The following is a 21,087-nucleotide window of genomic DNA, read 5'->3' as shown; positions in this document are numbered from 1 at the left end:
CCCCGCCCGGTATGTCATGCTTCTGGAGCTTAGTTAAAACTAGTTTCCAGGAAGCCAGCTTTCTTGGTCACGCGGTCCAGTTCGATCAGCACCGACAGCAATTCCTTCATGCGGCCCAGCGGCACCGCGTTCGGCCCGTCCGACAGCGCGGTGGCCGGCGTCGGATGGGTTTCCATGAACAGGCCGGCCACGCCCACGGCCACGGCCGCGCGCGACAGCACCGGCACCATCTCGCGCATGCCGCCCGAGGAGGCGCCGTTGCCGCCCGGCAACTGCACCGAGTGGGTGGCGTCGAACACCACCGGGGCGCCGGTTTCGCGCATGATGGACAGCGAGCGCATGTCGGACACCAGGTTGTTGTAGCCGAAGGAGGCGCCGCGTTCGCAGGCCATGAAGTTGTCTTCAGGCAGGTTCTTGGCGGCCGCCGCGGCGCGCGCCTTGGCGATCACATGCTTCATGTCGCCCGGCGCCAGGAACTGGCCCTTCTTGATGTTCACCGGCTTGCCCGACTCGGCGCAAGCGTTGATGAAATCGGTCTGGCGGCACAGGAAGGCCGGGGTTTGCAGCACGTCCACCACGGACGACACCACGTCGATTTCCTCGATGGTGTGCACGTCGGTCAGCACCGGCACGCCCAGCTCGCGCTTGACGTCGCCCAGGATCTCCAGGCCTTTTTCCATGCCCGGACCGCGGTAGGAGGTGCCCGACGAACGGTTCGCCTTGTCGAAAGACGACTTGTAGATGAAAGGAATGCCCAGCTCGGTGGTCATTTCCTTCAGCGCGCCGGCCACGTCGAACGCCATCTGGCGCGACTCGATCACGCAGGTGCCGGCGATCAGGAAGAACGGCTGGTCCAGGCCTACGTCAAATCCGCACAGTTTCATGCTGCGTCTCCTTCCAGTTGGACTGCATGCAGACCCTTGGATGCTTTTTGCGCCAGCGCCGCCTTGATGTAGGACGTAAACAGCGGGTGGCCGTCGCGCGGGGTCGATTTGAATTCAGGGTGGTACTGCACGCCCATATACCAAGGGTGCGCGTTCTCGCCGGTACGCGGCAGCTCCATGATTTCGCACAGGTCTTCGGTCGGGGTGCGCGCGGCAACCACCAGGCCGGCAGCTTCCACGCGGCCCAGGTAGTGGTTGTTGGCTTCGTAGCGGTGGCGGTGACGCTCGGTCACCACGCTGCCGTAGATTTCCGATGCCAGCGTGCCCGGCTTGACGGCGCAGGCTTGCGCGCCCAGGCGCATGGTGCCGCCCAGGTCCGACTTCTCGTCGCGCTTTTCAACCTTGCCGTCCAGGCCTTGCCACTCGTCGATCAGGGCCACCACGGGCTGGTCGGTCTGCGGCTCGAACTCGGTGGAGTTGGCGTTGCTCAGGCCGGCCTTGTGGCGCGCGTACTCGATCAGCGCCACTTGCATGCCCAGGCAGATGCCCAGGTAGGGGATCTTGTTTTCACGGGCGAACTGCGCCGCCATGATCTTGCCTTCCACGCCGCGCTTGCCGAAGCCGCCCGGCACCAGGATGGCGTCGTACTTGGCCAGCTCGGCGCAGCCGGTGGTCTCGATCTCTTCCGAGTCGATGTACTCGATGTTGACCTTCGATTCGTTGTGGATGCCGGCGTGGCGCAGCGCTTCGGTGAGCGATTTGTACGACTCGGTCAGCTCCACGTATTTGCCGACCATGCCGATCGACACTTCCGATTTCGGATGCTCCAGCGTGTAGATCAGCTTGCTCCACATGGACAGGTCGGCCGGGGCCGGGTTCAGGTCCAGCGCTTCGCAGATGATGGCGTCCAGGCCTTGGTCGTGCAGCATTTGCGGCACTTTGTAGATGGTGTCCACGTCCCACACCGAGATCACGCCGCGTTCTTCGATGTTCGAGAACAGCGAGATCTTGGCGCGTTCGTCTTCCGGAATGGCGCGGTCGGCGCGGCACAGCAGCGCGTTCGGCGAGATGCCGATTTCGCGCAGTTTCTGCACCGAGTGCTGGGTCGGCTTGGTCTTCAGCTCGCCCGCCGAGGCGATATAGGGCACCAGGGTCAGGTGCACGAAGGCGGTGTTCTTGCGGCCGGCGCGCAGGCTCAGCTGGCGTGCCGCTTCCAGGAAGGGCAGCGACTCGATATCGCCCACGGTGCCGCCGATTTCGCACAGGGCCACGTCGTAGCCTTCCGCGCCGCGGCGGATGTAGTCCTGGATTTCATTGGTGATATGCGGGATCACCTGCACGGTCTTGCCCAGGTACTCGCCGCGGCGCTCCTTGCGGATCACCGATTCGTAGATCTGGCCGGTGGTGAAGTTGTTCACCTTTTTCATGCGGGTGGAGATGAAGCGCTCGTAGTGGCCGAGGTCGAGGTCGGTCTCTGCGCCGTCATCGGTAACAAAGACTTCACCGTGCTGCATCGGGCTCATCGTGCCGGGATCGACGTTGATGTAAGGGTCCAGCTTGAGCATGGTGACTTTGAGGCCGCGCGATTCGAGGATCGCGGCGAGGGAGGCGGCGGCTATCCCTTTACCAAGGGAAGACACAACGCCACCGGTGACGAAGACATATTTGGTCATTGCGGGTCGGTGCCGAACGGCACGTGCGGGAAATTGAAATTATAGCGCAAATTGCGCGTTTCTTCATCAGTAAGGCTGGAAATACCCTGATATGGCTACCATCGGCCGGGCCCGCCTGAATAAAACTGCAATATTGCTTTCAGTGTGGGTCAGCGTACAGAGCCGGCCCGGTCGCGGCCGGACAATGGTATTTTTTCAACGGGAGGTCAAAATGAGCTACGAAGAACGCGATGCCTACGGCATGTATGTGGACCGGGGCCACAAGGGCCCCGGCCCTGAACTGATGGGCGCCGATACGCTGATCGGCGACCATGTGCACAACCTGAAGAACGAACACCTGGGCGAGATCAAGGAGATCATGCTGGACATGCGCAGCGGCAAAATCGCCTACGCGGTGATGTCGAGCGGCGGCGTGTTCTCGCTGGGCGAGCGGCTGTTCGCCGTACCTTGGGAGGCCTTGACGCTGGACACCGTGAACAAGCGCTTCACGCTCAACATCGACAAGGAGCGCATCGACAACGCGCCCGGCTTCGACACCGAGCACTGGCCCAACATGGCCAACCAGGCCTGGGCCACCGAAATCCACAGCTACTACGGCACCAGCGCGCGCTAACGGCGCCGCCCTGCCGCCCCCGCCTGCGCGCCCGCCTTGCCGGGCGCGTTGTCATGTGGCCGGCGGCGCCAGCCGCATCGGCACATAAGCGATGCCATGCTGCTCGACGCGCGGGCCGGTGGCGGCAAAGCCGAAGTGTTCGTACATCGGCACGCCGTAGATGGACGCGTTGACCGTCATGGGCTGCCCCGCCGCCGCCGCGCGCGCGGTGTCCCACAGTTGCCGCGCCAGGCCCCGGCCGTGATAGCGCTGCGCCACGTACAGATGGAACAGGTGCGTGCCGTGGCGCAGGGCCACCACGCCGGCCAGGTCGCCGTCCAGCCAGCCGGTCCAGTACTGGTATTGCTCGCCGATCACATAGCGTTCGATGGCGCCCTGCGACATGCTCATCATGAACTGCTCCGCGCCGGCGCCGTCCGGCGCCAGGGTCATGAACGGCATCAGCCCGTTAATCAGCGCGCTGATGGCTACCGCATCTTCCCGCAGCGCTTTTCGCATGAACATTTTTCCCATGCCGCATTGTGCCAGAATCGGTATAGTGAAGGCATCCACACAGCGACCAGGAGGAAGCATGCAGAACGACTACAGCGTCATTGCGCAGTTCCTGATTCCGACCGAGGCGCACCTGGTGTGTGGCTGCCTGGTGGCGGCGGGCGTGCCGGCCGTGGTGTGCGACGACCAGCTGGTGCAGGCCAATCTGCTGTGGGCGCCGGCCATCGGCGGCGCGCGCATCCTGGTGCCGGAGGAATTCATGTACAAGGCGCGCGCGGCGCTGGCTGCGTATGAACGCGGCGAGTACGCGCTGGCCGAAGATGCGGACGTGGGCGCGCCGCGCTAGGCTGCGCGGCTAGCAGAAGTCGCGGCTGACGGTGGGCAGGCTGCCCAGCAGGTGGCTCATGTCCACCAGCCGCTTGGCCACCAGGTGGCGCACGATACCTTCCTGCTGCCACACGCCGTACACACCCAGCAATTGCGCGCCCAACACTTCCTTGCGCTGCTGCTCCACCAGCGACGGCCAGATGATCACGTTCACATTGCCCGTCTCGTCCTCTATCGTGATGAACAGCACGCCCTTGGCCGTGCCTGGCCGCTGCCGCACGGTGACGATACCGCAGCCGCGCGCCAGTTGGCCGTTGCGGTAGGTGTTCAGCGTGGATGCCGGCATGAAGCGGTGCTCGAGCAAGGTGGCGCGCAGCAGCGCCAGCGGGTGGCGGCGCAGGGTCAGTCCCTGCGCGCGGTAGTCGCCGACGATGTCGTCGCCTTCGCTGGGCGGGCGCAGCTGCGGGGTTTCCTCGTCCGGCTCGGTGGGCCGCAGCAAGTCCTTGTCGGGCACGGCGCCGGCCGCTTCCCACAAGGCCTGGCGCCGGTTGCCGGCCAGGCCTTCGAGCGCATTGGCGCCGGCCAGCACTTGCAGGTCGTGCCGGTCCAGGTCGGCGCGCCGGGCCAGGTCGGCCACGCCGGCAAAGGCGCGCACGGCACGGGCCTGCTCGATGCGCTCGGCGCTGTCGGGGCGCATGCCGCGCAACACGGAAAAGCCCAGCCGCACCGCCGGCTGGCCGCGCGCACCGGCAGCCTCTTCCAGGGCCGAGTCCCAGCAACTGACGGCGACGTCAACCGGGCGCACGACCACGCCGTGGCGCCGGGCGTCCTGCACCAGCTGCGACGGACCGTAAAAGCCCAGCGGCTGACTGTTGAGCAAGGCGCACAGGAAGGCGGCCGGTTCGTGGCACTTGACCCAGGAACTGGCATAGGTCAGCAGTGCGAAACTGGCCGCGTGCGATTCGGGGAAGCCGTATTCGCCGAAGCCCTGGATCTGCTGGCAGATGGCTTCGGCGAACGCCTTGTCGTATTTATTGTGCACCATGCCTTCGACGATCTTCTTCTGGTATTTTTCGATGTCGCCCTTGCGCTTCCAGGCCGCCATGGCGCGCCGCAGCTGGTCGGCCTCGCCCGGCGTGAAGTCGGCGGCGATCATGGCAATCTGCATCACCTGCTCCTGGAAGATGGGCACGCCCAAGGTGCGCTCCAGCGCCTCCTTCAGGCGCGGCTGGTATTCGACCAGGCCGGGATCCATGCGGCGCTGCAGATAGGGATGGACCATGCCGCCCTGGATCGGCCCCGGCCGCACCAGCGCCACCTCCACCACCAGGTCGTAAAACTTGCGCGGCTTCAGGCGCGGCAGCATGCTCATCTGCGCGCGCGACTCGATCTGGAACACGCCGACCGTGTCGGCCTCGCACATCATGTCGTAGGTCTGCGGGTCTTCGCGCGGGATGTCCTGCAGGCGGAACGGCATGCCGCGCCGCTCGCCGATCAAGTCCAGCGAACGGCGCAAGGCGGACAGCATGCCCAGCGCCAGCACATCCACCTTCAGCAGGCCCAGTTCCTCCAGGTCGTCCTTGTCCCACTGGATCACGCTGCGGTCCTCCATGCTGGCGTTTTCGATGGGCACCAGGCGCGACAGCTTGTCCTGCGCGATGACGAAACCGCCCACGTGCTGCGACAGGTGGCGCGGCATGCCGAGGAACTGGTAGGCCAGTGTGGCCCACTGGTGCGCCAGCTTCGATGCCGGGTCCAGCCCGCTTTCCCCCAGCCGCCCCAGCAAGTCCTGCTTGCTGTCGAACCAGCGGTGCGACTTGGCCACTTTCTCGACGATGGCCAGGTCCACGCCCAGCGCTTTGCCGGCATCGCGCAGCGCACTTTTCGGCCGGTAGCAGATCACCGTGGCGGCCAGCGCGGCGCGGTGGCGGCCGTACTTGGCATAGATGTACTGGATCACTTCCTCGCGCCGCTGGTGCTCGAAGTCCACGTCGATGTCGGGCGGCTCGGCGCGTTCGCGCGAAATGAAGCGCCCCATCAGCAGCTTGCTGTGCGCGGGATCGACCTCGGTCACCCCCAGGCAGTAGCACACCGCAGAATTGGCGGCCGAGCCGCGCCCCTGGCACAGGATGCCCAGCGCACGGGCATGGCGCACGATGTCGTACACGGTGAGGAAATAGAACTCGTAGCCCAGCTCGGCGATCAGTTCCAGCTCGTCCTCGACCTGCTTTTGCACCGCTTCCGGCATGCCTTGCGGGTAGCGGTTCTGCGCGCTGATATAGGTTTCCTGGCGCAGGTAGCTGGCCGGCGTATGGCCATCAGGCACCAGCTCGTTCGGGTATTCGTAGCGCAGTTCGTTCAGGGAAAAGGTGCACTGCGCGGCAATGCGCACGGTCTCGTCCAGCGCGGCGCGCGGATACAGGTTGGCCAGCCGCAGCCGCGAGCGCAGATGCTGCTCGGCGTTCTGCGCCAGCTCGTAGCCGCACTCCCCCACCGGGCGGCCCACGCGCACCGCCGTCAGCGTGTCGAGCAGCGGCTTGCGCGAGCGCACGTGCATGCGCACATTGCCCACCGCGGTGACCGGCAAACCATGCTGCCAGGCCACCTCGCCTATGCTCATGCGGTGCGCCTCGTCGAAGGCATGCTGCAGCAGAGTCAGGCCGATCCAGGCGCGGCCGGGAAACTGGGCCGCCATCCAGGCCGCCTGGAGGTGCAGCGTGTCCACGTCCTCCGGCTGGTCGGACGGGTAGCGCGGCAGCAGGATCAGCAGGCAGTCGGGCAAGCCCTGCAGGTGCGCCTGGGCCGGCGGCGGCGCGGCGATGTCGTCCAGGTAGAGTTTGTAGCTGCCTTTGGCCACGCCTTCCCGCATGCGCGCGAGGGTAATCAGCTCGGACAGGTTGCCGTAGCCGTCGCGGTTGCTTGCCAGCGCCAGCAGCGACAAGCCCGGCGCGCCATCGGCCTTGCTCAAATGGAAATGGCTGCCGATCAGCAGCGGGAATGGCGGCTCGCCCTCCGGCATGGCCCGCCTGGCCGCCCCGTGCGCCCGCACCACGCCCGCCAGCGAGCACTCGTCGGTGATCGCCAGCGCGGCATAGTCCAGCTGCAAGGCGCGCTCGACCAGCTCCTCGGCATGGGAAGCGCCTTGCAAGAATGAAAAGTTCGTCAGGCAAAACAACTCCGCATAGGCTGGCAAGCTGCTGGCTGGCGACGGATTAGGGGGCGGCATGATTAAAATGATACTGTATATAAACACAGTATTGTACGCGCATCGTGCAGGCATGGACAGGGTCGGCTATGCTATCCGGCCCTGCAACTTTCCGGCTACCCCATGCGTACCGTTTACGAACTGAAATGCTTCGGCAGCCGCCCCGGCGAGGGCAACGCGGCGCTGGTAGTGCTGGGCGATGCGTCCAGCGTAGCCGAACGGCAGGCGTTTGCACGCGCACAGAACCGCAGCGCGTGCGTGTTCGTCGATGCGCTCGACGCAAACGCGGCCGGGCCGGCCGATGACGCCGAGTATGTGCTGGACTATTTCTACCCGCACATGCGCAGCCCGCTGTGCCTGCATGCCACGCTGGCGGCGGCGCGCGTGCTGCTGCGCCAGCACGGCAGGCCACTGGCGGTGCGCACCGCCCTGCGCGGGCAACTGCTGCGCTTGTCCGAAGGCGCGCCGGGCGCGGCAAGCGGGCGCGCGACCGGCGTGTTCGTGCGCCTGCAGCGCCAGGGCGCTCCGGACGTGGCCATCGCACCGGAGTTGCCGGGCGCCCTGCTCGGCCAAGCGGCGCCGGGCGTGCCGCTGAAGCTGGCATCGGCCCCGGCCATTGCCTCGGTCGGCAGCCCCAAGCTCCTGCTGGAGATGAGCAGCACGACGGCCCTGCAGTCGCTGCGCCCGGACCTGGCGCGCATTGCGGCCTGGGGCAAGGAGCACGGAGTGAGCGGTTGCTACGCCTGGGCGCGGCGCGCCGACGGCACGTTCGAAGGGCGCAACTTCAACCATCTGGACCCGGCCCTGGAAGACAGCGCCACCGGCGTGGCGGCCGGCGCGCTGACGGTACACCTGGGCCGCGCCATCACCCTGCACCAGGGCGCCCACCTGGGCCAGCCCTGCTTGCTGCGCACCGAACTGGATGGCGAACACATACTAATCGGCGGCGGCGCCGAATTTTTGCCGCCCATCTGAGCAAAAACACTGTCGCATACACCATTTTTTGCCGAGCACAATAGAAAATAGTGTATGTGTGCAAAATTGAAACAACTTACAGTTCGTAACTTTCAGATGGCTGCGCCGACCTATAAAATCAGCGAAAACTTTCATCTGGAGAAACACGTGCCTACTATTTCCGCACTCCGCCGCGCCGTCCTCGTCAGCTTGTACGGCACCGCCGCGCTGGCGGCCATGGCGCCGGCCGCCTACGCCCAGACCGCCGACGCCAGCGCCGCCCCGATCCAGTCCGTCAACGTGGTCGGTTCGCGCCGCGCCACCAGTTCCGCCACCGACACCGTGGTGCCGGTCGACGTGATCCCGATGAACAAGGTGGCCGAACAGGGCGCCCAGTTTGACCTGTCGCAAACGCTGACCTATATCTCGCCCTCGTTCAACTCCACCCGCCAGACCGGCGCGGACGGCGCCGACCTGGTCGATTCGGCCGCGCTGCGCGGCCTGAGCTCGGACCAGACCCTGGTGCTGATCAACGGCAAGCGCCGCCACACGGCCGCGCTGGTGAACATCTTCGGCGCACGCAACCGCGGCGCCACCGGCACCGACATGAACACCATCCCCACCATGGCCATCAAGGACGTGCAGATCCTGCGCGACGGCGCCGCCGCCCAGTACGGCTCGGACGCGATCGCCGGTGTGATGGACATCGGACTGAAGAAGAGCCTCGGCTGCGAATCGTCGGTCGGCTACAGCCAGTATTCGAAAGGCGACGGCAAGAACTACATGGCCTCGGCCTACTGCGGCTTCGCCATGGCCGGCGGCTCGGTCGGCATCACCGGCGAATACCTGGACCGCGGCCGCTCCAACCGCGCCGAACCAGGCAATCCGCGCACCATCGGCGATTCCAAGTCCGAGAACCAGACCGTGCTGCTGAACGGCGAAATCCCGGCCGGCGCGGGTGGCAAGCTCTACTTCACGGCCGGCCTGCAGCAGCGCGACGCCTCCAGCGGCGCCTGGGCGCGCGACGGCGTCGACGACGTGCCGACCCGCAACTCTGCCGCCATGTACCCGAACGGCTTCGTGCCCTTCATCAACGGCGACCTGGATGACCGCTACGGCATCCTCGGCTACCGCAGCAAGGTCGGCGAGTGGACCACCGACATCTCGCAGACCTACGGCTACAACCGCCTGAAGTACAACATCAGCAACACCCTGAACGCCTCGATCGCCAACCTGCCGGCCAACAAGGGCATCAGCGCCAGCCAGTTCGACGCGGGCGGCTTCTCCTTCCAGCAACTGACCACCAACGCCGACGCCAGCCGCTACTTCGACGGCGTGATGGGCGACGGCATGAACGTCGCTTTCGGCGCCGAGTACCGCCGCGAGACCTACAAGATCTTCGCCGGCGAGCCGGGTTCCTACATCGACGCCGACGGCGCCGGCGGCGGCAATGCCGGCAGCCAGGGCTTCCCCGGCTTCCAGCCGTCCGACGCCACCAACGCCAGCCGCCATAGCAGCGCGCTGTACCTGGACCTGGAAGCGGACCTGAACAAGAAGACCAAGCTGCAAGGCGCGGTGCGCTACGAGAAGTTCAGCGACTTCGGCTCCACCGTCACCGGCAAGCTGGCCGGCTCCTACAGCCTGGCCGACGGCATGCTGCTGCGCGGTTCGGCCAGCACCGGCTTCCGCGCGCCGTCGCTGCAGCAGGCGCACTTCTCGTCCACCTACACCGACTTCGTGGGCGGCAAGCCGACCGACATCTCGATCACCCCGGCCGTGGGCGCGGTGGGCCAGCTGGCCGGCCTGCCGCCGCTGAAGGAAGAGAAGTCGCGCAGCTTCACGCTGGGCGCGACCTGGACCCCGAGCGATGCGCTGTCGGTGACGGCCGACCTGTACCACATCAAGATCAAGGACCGCATCGTGCTGTCCGGCCTGTTCGACGAGAGCAACTATCCTGCCCTGGCCGCCAAGCTGGCCACCTTGGGCGTGGGCGGCGCGCAATTCTTCGTCAACTCGGTCGACACCAAGACCCAGGGCCTGGACCTGACCGCGTCGCACCGCGGCGCCATCGCCGGCAACAAGCTGACCACCTTCCTGGCCATGAACTTCGGCAAGACCGAAGTGGACGCCATCCACGCCCCGGCCGCGCTGTCGGGCTACGAGGACGTGCTGCTGTCCGAGCGCGAGCGCCTGTTCCTGGAACAGGGCGGCCCGCGCCGCAAGGCCACCCTGGGCTTCAACCTGAGCACCGGCCCGCTGGAGACGGACTTCAAGATCATCCACTTCGGTCCGCAGACCCTGGGCACCTGGAGCGGCACCGCCTCCGGCGTGGCCAACCAGCGCTACGCCGCCAAGACCTCGGCCGACCTGGGCTTCACCTACAGCTTCAACAAGAACACCAAGCTGACCTTCGGCGCGAGCAACATCTTCAACGTGCATCCGAGCGAACAGGACCCGAACGAAACCGACAACGGCTTCAAGTACGAAAGCGTGCAGTTCGGCCTGAACGGCACCTCCTACTTCGGCCGCCTGTGGGTCAAATTCTAAGCTGACTCCGCTTAGCCGAAACGCCCGCCGCAGCCATGCGCCGGGCGTTTTTTTGCGCCTTGCGCTTGATCCAGCGCAGCATCGCGGCACATAGGCCGGTGCTACAATCAAAGCTCCACGCAGGAGGCTATATGGCTACCCTCACCCTCGACATCCCGGATGATTTGCATACGGAACTGCTCAACGCAGCACGGGAACGCGACATTCCACTGCGCGACTTCCTGTTGACCGCGATTGGCGAAGAAATCGACCGTGAAAAAAACCGCCAAGAGGCGGAGCAATGTTATGCGGAGTACGTTCGCACTGGCAAAGTAAGTTCGCTGGCTGAAGTAAAAGAACACTTTGCTAGGCGAATAGCTGAACTGACGAAAAAAACCGGTACGCAAAGACTGTAGGCCCAACATGGCTCAGGTCGTTCTCATGCCAACGGCGGAGAGCAACGTGGAGCAGATCTTTGAATATTTCGCCAGTTCCAGCGTACAGCGCTCCGCCCACAAGATCACGGAACTCACAAACAAGCTAAGCATTCTTGAACATGCCCCGCTGCTAGGCCGCCCGTTACCCACTGGGCAACGAGAGCTATTGATTGGCGATCGCCGCCACACTTATGCCGTTCGATATCAATATGACCAGGCGCGCGATACAGTATTTGTCCTTAGCATTCGCAGCAGCAGCCAAAATGTAAGCTGAATTACAGCGCTGAAATCTCGTCGCTCATGTTGACGATGGCCTGGGCGTTGTACTGGTCGGCGAAGAAGGGGTCGCCGAACAGGGTGCCGGCTTCGGCCTTGTGGCGCAGGTAGGTCAGCACCTGGCCGCGCTGCAGCGCGTAGCGGTCGTCCGAGATGTGGCGGTATTCGGCGCGGATGCCTTGCGTGTAGTGGCGGTACACCTCGTCCGCCTGGCCCAGGATCGCCAGGTCCACGCTGAGCATGGTTTCCTTCAGCGGGTGCGCCACGCCGGCGCTCTGGAAGTGGTCGGTGGCGCGTATCAGCGCGGCCACGTCGTCCGCGATGTCCGGCCCCAGGCCGCTGGCCAGCCATTGCCGGGCGCTGGCCTCCTCGTTCGATACGCCGGACCCGGCATGGTCGTACACCGCGTCGTGGAACCAGAAGGCGGCGCGCACGATGTCGGCGTCGCGCTTCGAGGGGCCGACGTTGGCGCTCCAGGTGCGGATCTCGGCCAGGCCGTGCACCAGGTGGTCCAGGTTGTGGTAGGCGCGGCCGGGGCCGCCGTACGCGCCGGGTCCGGTCAGCCGCTCGAACCACGCGTCGGCGTTGGCGGCGGCGGCCGGGCCGGCGGCAGCGCCCTGCCACAGCGCGTCCCACTCCTTGCGCAGCCAGCTGATGATCCAGGCCTTGTAGGCCGGCGCCGGCACGAAATTCTTCATGGTCCAGTTCCAGCCCACCGGCCCCTCCAGCGCTTTCACAAAGCTGGAGCTGACCGAGCCGAGGTCGCGCGGCGGCATCACGAACAGCGTCTTGGCGCCGCCGATCACGTCCACATTGGTTTGCTGGATCAGGTTTTCATAGTCGAAGTCGGCGGTGGTGCGGATGCCGCGCATGAGGTAGTCGATGCCGTGCTTCTTGGCCACGCGCGCGGTGTAGTCGCTTTTCACGATCTGCACCTGCACGTTGTCCCAGCCGCGCTCGGCGCAGCTCTCGGCGATGATGGCCTTGCGTTGCTCGGCCGAGAACTTGGGCTGCTTGGTGGAGTTCTCCGACAGGAACACCACCACCTCGTCCGCGATGGCGCGCGCCTCCCCGATCACCCACATATGTCCGTTGGTGATCGGGTCCAGGGTGCCCGAAAAGCCGATTTTCTTCATGCGCCGCTCCACTGCCGAGGTAAAACGACATTCTAGCCGGGCGCGGCCTTTCCGGCTGAGGGAAACTAAACTTTTGGAAACTCAACTTTTACTTGCAGCCCGCCCAGGCGCTCGGATTGCCCCAGCACCAGCGCGGCTCCGTGGCGCTCGGCGATGGCCTTGATGATGGCCAGCCCCAGCCCGCTGCCGCCGGCCGAGCTGCCGGGCACGCGGTAGAAGCGGCTGAACACGCGCTCGCGCTCCTCGGGCGAAATGCCGGGGCCGCTGTCCTCGACGCACAGCACCGGCCCGCGCCCGGGTTCGGATGGCCGGATCACTTCCAGGTCCACCGTGCCGCCGGGCGGCGTGTACTTGATGGCGTTGTCGATCAGGTTGCGCAGCAGGATCAGCAGCGCGTCGCCCTGCCCCGCCACGCTGACCTCGTCGGCGCGCGGCAAGCCCAGGTCGATCTCGCGCGCCTGCGCCGCGCCGGCCAGGTCGCCCATGGTGCGCTTGGCCAGGTCGGCCAGGTTGACATTGTCGAACTTCTGCTCGGCGCCGCCGGACTCCTGCCGCGCCAGCACCAGCAATTGCTCCACCAGCCGCGTGGCGCGCTCGATGCCGGCCGTCAGCCGCCCCACCGCCACGGCGCGCGCGGCGGCGTCCTCGGCGCGGTCCAGGCTCAGCACCTGCAGCTTGAGCGCGGCCAGCGGCGAACGCAGCTCGTGCGCGGCATCCGCCACGAAGTGCTGCTGCGCGTCGAAGGCGGTGCGCACGCGGCCGAACAGCAGGTTCAGCTCGTGCACCAGCGGTTTCACCTCGTCCGGCAAGTCGTTCTCGGACACCGGCGACAAGTCGTCGGCCTGGCGCGCCGCCACCTGCTTGCGCACGCGCGACACCGGCGCCAGCGAGCCGCTGACCACCCACCACACCACCAGCATCAGCAGCGGCGCCATCAGCGCGATGGGCGCCACGGTGCGCAGCGCCAGCGCGCCGGCCATGCGCTGGCGCACCGCCATGTCCTGCGCGATCTGCACGGTCTGGTTGCTGGTCTGCACCGAAAAGATGCGGTAGGTGGCGCCGCGCACGCGCACATTGGAAAAGCCCAGCACGGCGCGCTGCGGCAGCTCGGCGCGCGACAGCGAACGGAATACCTGCACGCCGTCCGGGGTCCACACTTGCACCACCATGTCGTCGTTGCCGGGGTCGGCAGCCGGGCCGTTGGCGTGGTTGGCCAGCGGCGCGCCGGAGCGCAGCGACAGCGCCATCTGCTGCATGTGGTAGTCGAAGATCTCGTCGGCGTCGCTGCGCGCGCTGCGGTAGGCGATCAGCGCCTGCGCCATGGCCGCCAGCACGATGGCCGCCAGCAGGAACCACAGCAGCCGCGCCCGCAGCGAGTGCGACACGGAGCGCGTGACGGTCTTCGTCACCGACTGCGACATCGATGAAACCGAGACCTTCATGCCTTGGGCACCATATAGCCGAGGCCGCGCACGTTCTGGATCAGCTCGCTGCCCAGCTTCTTGCGCAAGCCGTGGATATACACTTCCACCGCGTTGCTGTTCACTTCATCCTTCCAGCTGTACAGCTTTTCCTCCAGCTGGGCGCGCGACAGCACGATGCCGGGACGCGCGATCAGCGCCTCCAGCACCGCCCATTCGCGCGCCGACAGGCTCACGTTCTGGCCATTGGCGATCACTTCGCGGGTTTGCGGGTTGATCATCACATCCTTGTGCTCGAACACCGGGTCGGCGCGGCCTGCCGAACGGCGCAGCAGCGCGCGGATGCGCGCCAGCAGCTCGTCCAGGTCGTAGGGTTTCAGCACGTAGTCGTCGGCGCCGGCGTCCAGGCCGGCGATGCGCTGGTCCACCGCGTCGCGCGCGGTGGCCACCAGCACCGGCGTGATCTCCTTGCGCGCGCGCATCGAGCGCAGCACTTCCAGGCCGTCCTTGCGCGGCAAGCCCAGGTCCAGCAGCACCAGGTCGTAGGTCTGGGTCTGCAGGGCGGTGTCGGCCATGTCGCCGTCCTTGACCCAGTCGACCGCGTAGTGCTCGGCCCGCAGCAGGTCGAGCACTACCTCGCCGATCATCGTGTCGTCTTCCACCAGCAGCAGGCGCATGGCATGTCCTTTTTGTTGATTGTTGATTATTTAGCCGATCCGCACCGGAATGAAGATCTTCTCATCCCCGCGCTGGATCAGCAAGGCCACCGACTTGTCGGACTTGGCCATCACGTCGCGCACCTGCTCGACGGTGTTGACCGCGCGCCCGTTTACCGACAGCAGCACGTCGCCCGGCTGCACGCCGGCGTAAGCCGCCGCGCCGCCCGCGCCTTCGATCAGCAGGCCGGAGCCGATGCCGGACTGGCGCTTCTCGACCGGGTCCAGCGGGCGCAGCTGCAGGCCCAGCCGGACCTTGCTGCTGGCGCCGTCATCGGCGCGGGCCACATCGGCGACCTTGTCAGCCGCGTTGCCCAGTTTGCCGGTCAGTTCAATGGCCTTGCCCTGGCGCCACACCTCCAGCGTCACTTTATCGCCCGGCAGCGCCACGCCCACCACCGCAGGCAGGTCGCCCGAGGCGATGATCTTCTGGCCGTTGATCTTGCGGATCACGTCGCCCGACTTCAGGCCGGCCTTGTCGGCGGGGCCGCCCGGCTCCACGTTGGCCACCAGCGCGCCTTCCGGCGTGTCGAGCTTGAAGGAGTCGGCGAAGGCCTGGTCCACCTCCTGCACCGTCACGCCCAGCTTGGCATGCGCCACCTTGCCGGTGGTGACGATCTGGTCTTTGATCTTGGTCGCCACGTCGATCGGAATCGCGAACGACAGGCCCTGGTAGCCGCCGGTCTGGCTGTAGATCTGCGAGTTAATCCCGATCACCTCGCCGCGCGTGTTGAACAGCGGGCCGCCCGAATTGCCGGGGTTGACCGCCACGTCGGTCTGGATGAAGGGCACGTAGCTGTCTTCCGGACCCAGCGAGCGGCCTTTGGCGCTGACCACGCCGGCCGTGACCGTGCTTTCCAGGCCGTACGGCGAACCGATGGCCAGCACCCACTCGCCCACCTTCAGCTCCTTGGTGCGGCCCAGCGGCACCACCGGCAGATTCTTGCCCTCGATTTTCAGCACCGCCACGTCGGTCTTCGGATCCGAGCCGAGCACCTTGGCGCGGTATTCGCGGCGGTCGGTCATTTTCACCGTCACTTCGCTGGCGTCGCGCACCACGTGGGCGTTGGTCAGGATCAGGCCGTCCGGACTGATGATGAAGCCGGAACCCACGCCATGGGTCGGCGACGGGCGCTCGCCGCGCTGCTGGCCGGGCTGCTGGAAGCGGCGGAAGAATTCAAAGAAGGGGTCGTCGCCGAAGGGATCGCGGCCGCGCGCCTGGCCGCCGTCGTAGCCGGTCTTGGTGCTGCCGGTGACGCTGATGTTGACCACGGCGGGGCCGTTGCGTTCGGCGATCACGCTGAAGTCCGGCATGGAGATCATGGGCGCGGCCACCGGCACGGCGGACGCGGCGGCGGCAGGCGCGGCCGCTTGGGGCGCCTGGCTGGCGACTGCATTGGCATTGTTCTGTTGCACCACCACCGCACCGCCGGCGCCCAGTGCGCCCAGAACGGCCAAGGCAGCGACGCCACGCTTCATGGTTACGGAAACAGGTTGTTTTTGCATTTCTGCACTCCCGATGGAATGGTTTGTCGATGTATGCAATATGGGGGATGAGTCTTAGGCGCCGCTTAATGGCCCGGACCGTTACTTCCGGTTACAACCGCACGCCAGACGTGCAACTGGCCGGATTGCCCGGCCAGTGGTGCTACTTGCTCGCTGTCACAGCTTAAGCGGCTTGACGCTGCTCCAGCGCGGCGACGTTGTCAGTGCCGTCGATCGCGATCTTGCGCGGCTTCAGCGCTTCCGGCACTTCGCGCACCAGTTCGATGGTGAGCATGCCGTTGTCGAAGGACGCGCCGGTCACTTTCACGTGGTTGGCCAGCTGGAAGCGCTGCTCGAAATCACGCGCCGCGATGCCGCGGTGCAGATAGGTGCGCTCCACGCCGTCGCGCTGCTTGCGGCCGACAATGTGCAGGCTGTCGCGCTCGCTGGTGATATCGATTTCCGAACGGCTGAAGCCGGCCAGCGCCATCACGATACGGTACTGGTCCTCGGAGACCAGCTCGATGTTGTACGGCGGGTAGCTGGGCTGGGCGTCGCCGCGCTGGGCGTCGTTCAGCAGCTGGGCCAGGCGGTCGAAACCGATAGCGGAACGATACAGTGGGGTCAGGTCAAAAGTACGCATGATGTATATCCTTTCAAAGTTAAGCGATATGGTGTTCCGGTCCCCTTCTGGGCAACCGGTGCATCCGATATACGGTTGCCGCCAGGACCTTTCAAGAGCCAGGCCACAAAAATTTTCGCGGTACATTTCGAAACAAAGCGATGTTTCCTGCGTGCTACACTCGGCCTCTTTAGCCCTCCACTTTCCGCTCCATGACTGCTATGCGCACTACCCTGCTGGCCCTGCTGCTCAGCGCCGCCCTGACCGCCCACGCCGATCCGATACCCGCGCCGGTCGACCAGCCCTACCCCGGCACCATCGTGCTGAAGGTGGACGCGTCCAACACCGCCCAGCAGATTTTCCGCATCACCGAAACCATTCCCGCCAAGCCCGGCAAGCTGACCCTGCTGTATCCGCAGTGGGTGCCGGCCAACCACGGCCCCAGCGGTCCGCTGAACCAGTTCGCCGGCCTCAAGCTCACGGCCAACGGCAAGCCGCTGGCCTGGAAGCGCGACACCGTCAACGTGCACGCCTTCCACATCGAGGTGCCGCGCGACGCCAAGGCGGTGGAGGTGGAATACCAGTACCTGTCGCCCACCGAACCCAACCAGGGCCGCACCACCATCACCAGCGAAATCCTGGGCATCCAGTGGCATTCGATGGTGCTGTACCCGGCCGGCCACACCACGCGCCGCATCACCGTGCAGCCCAGCCTGACCCTGCCGGAAGGCTGGCAATACGGCAGCGCGCTGGAAACCGTGGAACGCAAGGGCGACACGGTGCAGTTCAAGGCGCTGGACCTGGAAACCATGGTCGACTCGCCGCTGTTCGCGGGCCGCCACTTCAAGCGCTACGACCTCGACCCGGGCGCGAAAATCCCGGTGCACCTGAACGTGGTGGCCGACACCGCCGACGCGGTGGAAGCCAAGCCGGAGCAGATCGAACTGCACCGCGCCATGGTGCAGCAGGCCTACAAGCTGTTCAACTCCTACCACTACCAGCACTACGATTTCCTGCTGGCCCTGAGCGAGGAATTCGGCGGCGTGGGCCGCGAGCACCACCAGTCCAGCGAGAACGGCGTCAAGCTCGACTACTTCACCGACTGGAACAAGGCCGAGTCCGTGCGCGGCCTGCTGCCGCATGAATTCACGCACTCGTGGAACGGCAAGTTCCGCCGCCCGGCCGACCAGAACGTGCCCAACTTCAACACCCCGCTGCAGAACAGCCTGCTGTGGGTGTACGAAGGCCAGACCCAGTACTGGGGCCAGGTGCTGTCGGCGCGCTCGGGCATGCTCAAGACCGACAGCGTGCGCGACATCATGGCCGCCAACGCGGCCCGCTACGACAACCAGCAGGGCCGCAGCTGGCGCCCGGTGCAGGACACCACCAACGATCCCATCATCAACGGCCGCCGCCCGCTGGGCTGGAGCAACTGGCAGCGCAGCGAGGACTACTACAACGAAGGCGCGCTGATCTGGCTGGACGTGGACACCAAGATCCGCGAAATGTCGAACGACACCAAGTCGCTGGACCACTTCGCGCGCAATTTCTTCGGCATCGACAACGGCGCCTATGTGGCCAACCACTACACCTTCGAGGACGTGGTGAAAGCGCTCAACGCGATCCAGCCGCACGACTGGGCCGCGTTCCTGCGCGCCCGCCTGGACGGCACCGGCGCCGCGCCGCTGGACGGCTACGCGCGCGCCGGCTGGAAGCTGGTCTACACCGACACCCAGACGCCGTTCCTGAAGGCGGTGGAAGAGCGCAGCAAGTCGGCCGACTTCCAGTACTCGCTGGGCTTCTCGCTGAACAGCGAAGGCAAGGTCGAAGCGCTGCAATGGGAAGGCCCGGGCTTCAAGGCCGGCATCGGCGGCGGCACCACGGTGCTGGCCGTCAACGGCACGGCCTACAAGGCCGACGTGCTGCGCGCAGCCGTCACCGCCGCCAAGAGCAGCGCCAATCCGATCGAACTGCTGGTCAAGAAGGGCGCGAAATACCGCACCATCCTGCTCGACTACCATGGCGGCCTGAGGTACCCGCGCCTGGAACGCATCCCTGGCACGCCGGACCGCCTGCACACCATCCTGTCGCCGCTGAAATAGCCGCCGGCACCAGCCGTCCGGCCTTTGTCCGGGACAGCTTCCTGGCTGTCCCGGACTGCGGTTATACTGGGCTTCTCCCGATAGCCTGGAAACCGTCCATGGACGACCCCGTCAGCATCGCTGCCCTGCTGGAAGAAAACGCCCGCCTGCGGCAGGAAGTGGCCGCGCTGCGCGGCCGGGACCGCATCTTCCGCTCCCTGCTCGACCACGCTCCACTGCTGATCTCCACCAAGGACCTGGAAGGCTGCGTCACCATGGCCAACCGGTATTTCGAGGTACTCGACGGCTACGATGAAAGCCGCTTCGTGGGCCGCAAGGTGTTCGACCTGTTCCCGCCCGAGATCGCCGAGCAGCTGTGGCGCAACGACCGCCGCGCGGCGCAGGAGCAGCGCGCCGTGCAGGAAGAGGAAGCGGTGTACCACCGCGACAAGACGCTGCACACCTACATGACGGTGAAATTCCCGCTGTACGACGAGCATGGCCAGGTCAACGCCACCTGCGCCGTGTCCACCGACATCACGCAAACCCGCGCCGCCGAGGACAGCAGCGTGACCGACGAGCTGACCGGCCTGAAGAACCGGCGCTACTTCAACATGCGCTTTTGCGAGGAGCAGAAACGCGCCCGCCGCGACCGCCGCCTGCTGACCTTGCTGCTGCTGGATGTGGACCGCTTCAAGCAATACAACGACCACTACGGCCACCCGGAAGGCGACAGCGTGCTGATGGCCGTGGCCCACAGCATGCGCGCGGCGCTGCACCGCGCCGGCGACCTGAGCTTCCGCATCGGCGGCGACGAGTTCGCCTGCCTGTACACCAGCAGCGGCACCGAGGAAAGCCTGGCGCTGGCCGACGAAATCCGCGCCGCAATGGCTGCGCACGCCATTCCGCACAGCGCCAACCCGCCCGGCGGCAAGGTCACGCTATCGATCGGCGCCGCTTTCCTGGCGGCCGACGCGGAACTGGGGCGGGACGAACTGTACCTGCTGGCGGACCAGGCGCTGTACCGCGCCAAGCACCTGGGCCGCGACCGCGTGGCGACGTAGCCGCTGCGACGATCTGATCGATTTGGTGTATGCTGCGGGCATGAACCAAGACACCGACATCCAGCTCAGCGGCCCGTTCAAGGCCACCGACGGCGCCGGCCGCGCCATCGACATCAAAGCCATCCGCATGTTCGACGAAGGCTATAGCGTCGTCGACCTGTACGTGGACCTGGCCGCCCCCGCGTCCGACGGCCTGCACAAGGACAAGAAACTGATCGCCGAGATCAGCGCCCGCCTGCGCAGCCTGGGCTACACGGGACCGGACCTGGCCCCGGGCGACCCGGTGGTCCAGGAAAAGAAACTGATCGTGCTCGACACGCCGGACGAGTTCCTGCCTTTCGCCGTGCGCAAGGGATTCAAGGACCTGTCGTCGGAATTCGACGAGTAATCAACGCATAATCACCGTCTACAGATAGCGGCTGCTCCAGGCCGCGATCAGGTCGGCCACGTACGCGGCGTCCTCGCGCCGCGTCAGCAGGTGGTCGGCGTCATCCAGCGAAACGAAACTTTTCGGGTGGCGCGCCGCCATGAAAATGTCCATCGCATTGCGCACCGCCACCGTATCGTCGCCCGGCGCGTGCATCACCAGCAAAGCCTTGCGCAGCCCGGCGATATGCTCGCGCAGGCTGTGCCCGCCCACGTCCTCCACGAACTGCTGCTTGATGCGGAACGGCCGCCCCGCCAGCTGCACCTGGGCCTCGCCGTCGGCGGCGATCTGCTCCAGGTGGGCACTGAACATGCTGGTCACGTAGGACGGCTCGCCCGGCGCGGCGATGGTCACCACCGCCCTGGCTTCGGGCACGCTGGCGGCAGCGGCCAGCACCGCCGCGCCGCCCAGGCTATGGCCTATCAGGATGTGCGGGGCGGAAAACTTCTCGCGCAGAAAATCAGCCGCCTCCACCAGGTCAGCCACGTTGGACGAGAAATTGGTGTTCTCGAACTCGCCCTCGCTGCCGCCCAGGCCGGTGAAATCGAAACGCAGCACGGCGATGCCGTGCCCGGTGAGTGCCTGCGCGATGCGGCTGGCGGCGATCACGTCCTTGCCGCAGGTAAAGCAGTGGGCGAACAGCGCATAGGCCTTGATGGCGCCGTCCGGCGCGTCCAGGCGCGCCGCCAGCTGGTGGCCGCTGGCGCCGGTGAATTCGTGTCGTTCTGCACGCATGATGTGTTCCGTA

General features: G+C 66.0%; 19 protein-coding genes. 9 read left to right on the top strand and 10 right to left on the bottom strand.

The annotated features are described in order from the left end of the window. Positions 1 to 29 precede the first annotated feature (29 nt). Complete coding sequence (gene kdsA / locus AC6H42_RS13325; protein WP_132138876.1) at positions 30 to 884, bottom strand: 3-deoxy-8-phosphooctulonate synthase; 855 nt, start codon at positions 882 to 884, stop codon at positions 30 to 32. Beyond that, positions 881 to 2,557 (bottom strand): CTP synthase, encoded by a 1,677-nt coding sequence (gene pyrG, locus AC6H42_RS13320; protein ID WP_057157634.1) that lies wholly within the window; start codon positions 2,555 to 2,557, stop codon positions 881 to 883. The genes kdsA and pyrG overlap by 4 nt, the downstream gene beginning before the upstream one ends. A 211-nt stretch (positions 2,558 to 2,768) precedes the next feature. Between pyrG and AC6H42_RS13315 the strand changes: the two genes are divergently transcribed. After that, a complete protein-coding gene (locus tag AC6H42_RS13315; protein ID WP_057157633.1) occupies positions 2,769 to 3,170 on the top strand; it encodes a PRC-barrel domain-containing protein in 402 nt (133 codons plus the stop codon). A 51-nt stretch (positions 3,171 to 3,221) separates the two neighbouring features. Here the strand turns inward: AC6H42_RS13315 and AC6H42_RS13310 are convergent, their stop codons facing one another. Continuing rightward, positions 3,222 to 3,668: a GNAT family N-acetyltransferase gene (locus AC6H42_RS13310; RefSeq protein WP_497548244.1), complete on the bottom strand. Its 447-nt coding sequence runs from the start codon at positions 3,666 to 3,668 to the stop codon at positions 3,222 to 3,224. Positions 3,669 to 3,741: 73 nt separating this feature from the next. Here AC6H42_RS13310 and AC6H42_RS13305 point away from each other — a divergent pair, with 73 nt between their 5' ends. Next, positions 3,742 to 4,008 carry a hypothetical protein gene (locus tag AC6H42_RS13305; RefSeq protein WP_057157632.1) on the top strand — a complete coding sequence of 89 codons (267 nt, stop codon included), beginning with the start codon at positions 3,742 to 3,744 and terminating at the stop codon, positions 4,006 to 4,008. Positions 4,009 to 4,017: 9 nt separating this feature from the next. Here AC6H42_RS13305 and AC6H42_RS13300 read toward each other — a convergent pair whose 3' ends face one another. After that, positions 4,018 to 7,215 (bottom strand): error-prone DNA polymerase, encoded by a 3,198-nt coding sequence (locus tag AC6H42_RS13300; protein WP_497548243.1) that lies wholly within the window; start codon positions 7,213 to 7,215, stop codon positions 4,018 to 4,020. Between the two features lie 102 nt (positions 7,216 to 7,317). On the opposite strand from AC6H42_RS13300, the gene AC6H42_RS13295 reads away from it, so the two are divergent. The 4 genes from AC6H42_RS13295 to AC6H42_RS13280 all read left to right on the top strand — a co-directional run bounded on the left by AC6H42_RS13295 (position 7,318) and on the right by AC6H42_RS13280 (position 11,385). Beyond that, positions 7,318 to 8,169 carry a PhzF family phenazine biosynthesis protein gene (locus AC6H42_RS13295; protein WP_057157630.1) on the top strand — a complete coding sequence of 284 codons (852 nt, stop codon included), beginning with the start codon at positions 7,318 to 7,320 and terminating at the stop codon, positions 8,167 to 8,169. Positions 8,170 to 8,316: 147 nt separating this feature from the next. Beyond that, positions 8,317 to 10,695 carry a TonB-dependent receptor plug domain-containing protein gene (locus AC6H42_RS13290; RefSeq protein ID WP_057157748.1) on the top strand — a complete coding sequence of 793 codons (2,379 nt, stop codon included), beginning with the start codon at positions 8,317 to 8,319 and terminating at the stop codon, positions 10,693 to 10,695. A gap of 131 nt (positions 10,696 to 10,826) precedes the next feature. After that, positions 10,827 to 11,090, top strand: a complete 264-nt coding sequence (locus AC6H42_RS13285) for a hypothetical protein (protein WP_157201133.1) — start codon at positions 10,827 to 10,829, stop codon at positions 11,088 to 11,090. Positions 11,091 to 11,097: 7 nt separating this feature from the next. Next, entirely contained in the window at positions 11,098 to 11,385 is a 288-nt protein-coding gene (locus AC6H42_RS13280; RefSeq protein ID WP_057157628.1) for a type II toxin-antitoxin system RelE/ParE family toxin, read from the top strand. Position 11,386: 1 nt separating this feature from the next. Here the strand turns inward: AC6H42_RS13280 and coaD are convergent, their stop codons facing one another. The 5 genes from coaD to AC6H42_RS13255 form a co-directional block, all read right to left on the bottom strand. Further along, on the bottom strand, positions 11,387 to 12,523 hold the full coding sequence (gene coaD, locus AC6H42_RS13275) for a pantetheine-phosphate adenylyltransferase (protein WP_057157627.1): 1,137 nt from the start codon (positions 12,521 to 12,523) through the stop codon (positions 11,387 to 11,389). Positions 12,524 to 12,588: 65 nt separating this feature from the next. Next, complete coding sequence (locus tag AC6H42_RS13270; protein ID WP_497548242.1) at positions 12,589 to 13,965, bottom strand: ATP-binding protein; 1,377 nt, start codon at positions 13,963 to 13,965, stop codon at positions 12,589 to 12,591. Further along, positions 13,962 to 14,621 carry a response regulator gene (locus AC6H42_RS13265; protein ID WP_057157625.1) on the bottom strand — a complete coding sequence of 220 codons (660 nt, stop codon included), beginning with the start codon at positions 14,619 to 14,621 and terminating at the stop codon, positions 13,962 to 13,964. The genes AC6H42_RS13270 and AC6H42_RS13265 overlap by 4 nt, the downstream gene beginning before the upstream one ends. A 30-nt stretch (positions 14,622 to 14,651) precedes the next feature. Beyond that, positions 14,652 to 16,166, bottom strand: a complete 1,515-nt coding sequence (locus AC6H42_RS13260; RefSeq protein WP_057157624.1) for a Do family serine endopeptidase — start codon at positions 16,164 to 16,166, stop codon at positions 14,652 to 14,654. Positions 16,167 to 16,329: 163 nt separating this feature from the next. Further along, on the bottom strand, positions 16,330 to 16,788 hold the full coding sequence (locus tag AC6H42_RS13255) for an Hsp20 family protein (RefSeq protein WP_057157623.1): 459 nt from the start codon (positions 16,786 to 16,788) through the stop codon (positions 16,330 to 16,332). A gap of 200 nt (positions 16,789 to 16,988) precedes the next feature. On the opposite strand from AC6H42_RS13255, the gene AC6H42_RS13250 reads away from it, so the two are divergent. The 3 genes from AC6H42_RS13250 to AC6H42_RS13240 all read left to right on the top strand — a co-directional run bounded on the left by AC6H42_RS13250 (position 16,989) and on the right by AC6H42_RS13240 (position 20,300). Next, positions 16,989 to 18,869 carry a M61 family metallopeptidase gene (locus AC6H42_RS13250; protein ID WP_057157622.1) on the top strand — a complete coding sequence of 627 codons (1,881 nt, stop codon included), beginning with the start codon at positions 16,989 to 16,991 and terminating at the stop codon, positions 18,867 to 18,869. 98 nt (positions 18,870 to 18,967) lie between these two features. Beyond that, positions 18,968 to 19,912 (top strand): sensor domain-containing diguanylate cyclase, encoded by a 945-nt coding sequence (locus tag AC6H42_RS13245; protein ID WP_057157621.1) that lies wholly within the window; start codon positions 18,968 to 18,970, stop codon positions 19,910 to 19,912. A 40-nt stretch (positions 19,913 to 19,952) separates the two neighbouring features. After that, positions 19,953 to 20,300 carry a hypothetical protein gene (locus AC6H42_RS13240; RefSeq protein WP_057157747.1) on the top strand — a complete coding sequence of 116 codons (348 nt, stop codon included), beginning with the start codon at positions 19,953 to 19,955 and terminating at the stop codon, positions 20,298 to 20,300. 18 nt (positions 20,301 to 20,318) lie between these two features. Here the strand turns inward: AC6H42_RS13240 and AC6H42_RS13235 are convergent, their stop codons facing one another. Further along, positions 20,319 to 21,074 (bottom strand): alpha/beta hydrolase family protein, encoded by a 756-nt coding sequence (locus AC6H42_RS13235; protein ID WP_057157620.1) that lies wholly within the window; start codon positions 21,072 to 21,074, stop codon positions 20,319 to 20,321. Between the last annotated feature and the right edge of the window lie 13 nt (positions 21,075 to 21,087).

The organism is Massilia sp. NBRC 108631, from assembly GCF_059704565.1.
The sequence above is the reverse complement of the archived record's forward strand: the minus strand, read 5'-3'. Positions and strand labels throughout refer to the sequence as shown.

Excerpts from the sequence above, each read along its gene's own strand:
- kdsA (WP_132138876.1), bottom strand. The coding sequence starts at position 884 with ATGAAACTGTGCGGATTTGACGTAGGCCTGGACCAGCCGTTCTTCCTG.
- pyrG (WP_057157634.1), bottom strand. The coding sequence starts at position 2,557 with ATGACCAAATATGTCTTCGTCACCGGTGGCGTTGTGTCTTCCCTTGGT.
- AC6H42_RS13315 (WP_057157633.1), top strand. The coding sequence starts at position 2,769 with ATGAGCTACGAAGAACGCGATGCCTACGGCATGTATGTGGACCGGGGC.
- AC6H42_RS13310 (WP_497548244.1), bottom strand. The coding sequence starts at position 3,668 with ATGCGAAAAGCGCTGCGGGAAGATGCGGTAGCCATCAGCGCGCTGATT.
- AC6H42_RS13305 (WP_057157632.1), top strand. The coding sequence starts at position 3,742 with ATGCAGAACGACTACAGCGTCATTGCGCAGTTCCTGATTCCGACCGAG.
- AC6H42_RS13300 (WP_497548243.1), bottom strand. The coding sequence starts at position 7,215 with ATGCCGCCCCCTAATCCGTCGCCAGCCAGCAGCTTGCCAGCCTATGCG.
- AC6H42_RS13295 (WP_057157630.1), top strand. The coding sequence starts at position 7,318 with ATGCGTACCGTTTACGAACTGAAATGCTTCGGCAGCCGCCCCGGCGAG.
- AC6H42_RS13285 (WP_157201133.1), top strand. The coding sequence starts at position 10,827 with ATGGCTACCCTCACCCTCGACATCCCGGATGATTTGCATACGGAACTG.
- AC6H42_RS13280 (WP_057157628.1), top strand. The coding sequence starts at position 11,098 with ATGGCTCAGGTCGTTCTCATGCCAACGGCGGAGAGCAACGTGGAGCAG.
- coaD (WP_057157627.1), bottom strand. The coding sequence starts at position 12,523 with ATGAAGAAAATCGGCTTTTCGGGCACCCTGGACCCGATCACCAACGGA.
- AC6H42_RS13270 (WP_497548242.1), bottom strand. The coding sequence starts at position 13,965 with ATGAAGGTCTCGGTTTCATCGATGTCGCAGTCGGTGACGAAGACCGTC.
- AC6H42_RS13265 (WP_057157625.1), bottom strand. The coding sequence starts at position 14,621 with ATGCGCCTGCTGCTGGTGGAAGACGACACGATGATCGGCGAGGTAGTG.
- AC6H42_RS13260 (WP_057157624.1), bottom strand. The coding sequence starts at position 16,166 with ATGCAAAAACAACCTGTTTCCGTAACCATGAAGCGTGGCGTCGCTGCC.
- AC6H42_RS13255 (WP_057157623.1), bottom strand. The coding sequence starts at position 16,788 with ATGCGTACTTTTGACCTGACCCCACTGTATCGTTCCGCTATCGGTTTC.
- AC6H42_RS13250 (WP_057157622.1), top strand. The coding sequence starts at position 16,989 with ATGCGCACTACCCTGCTGGCCCTGCTGCTCAGCGCCGCCCTGACCGCC.
- AC6H42_RS13245 (WP_057157621.1), top strand. The coding sequence starts at position 18,968 with ATGGACGACCCCGTCAGCATCGCTGCCCTGCTGGAAGAAAACGCCCGC.
- AC6H42_RS13240 (WP_057157747.1), top strand. The coding sequence starts at position 19,953 with ATGAACCAAGACACCGACATCCAGCTCAGCGGCCCGTTCAAGGCCACC.
- AC6H42_RS13235 (WP_057157620.1), bottom strand. The coding sequence starts at position 21,074 with ATGCGTGCAGAACGACACGAATTCACCGGCGCCAGCGGCCACCAGCTG.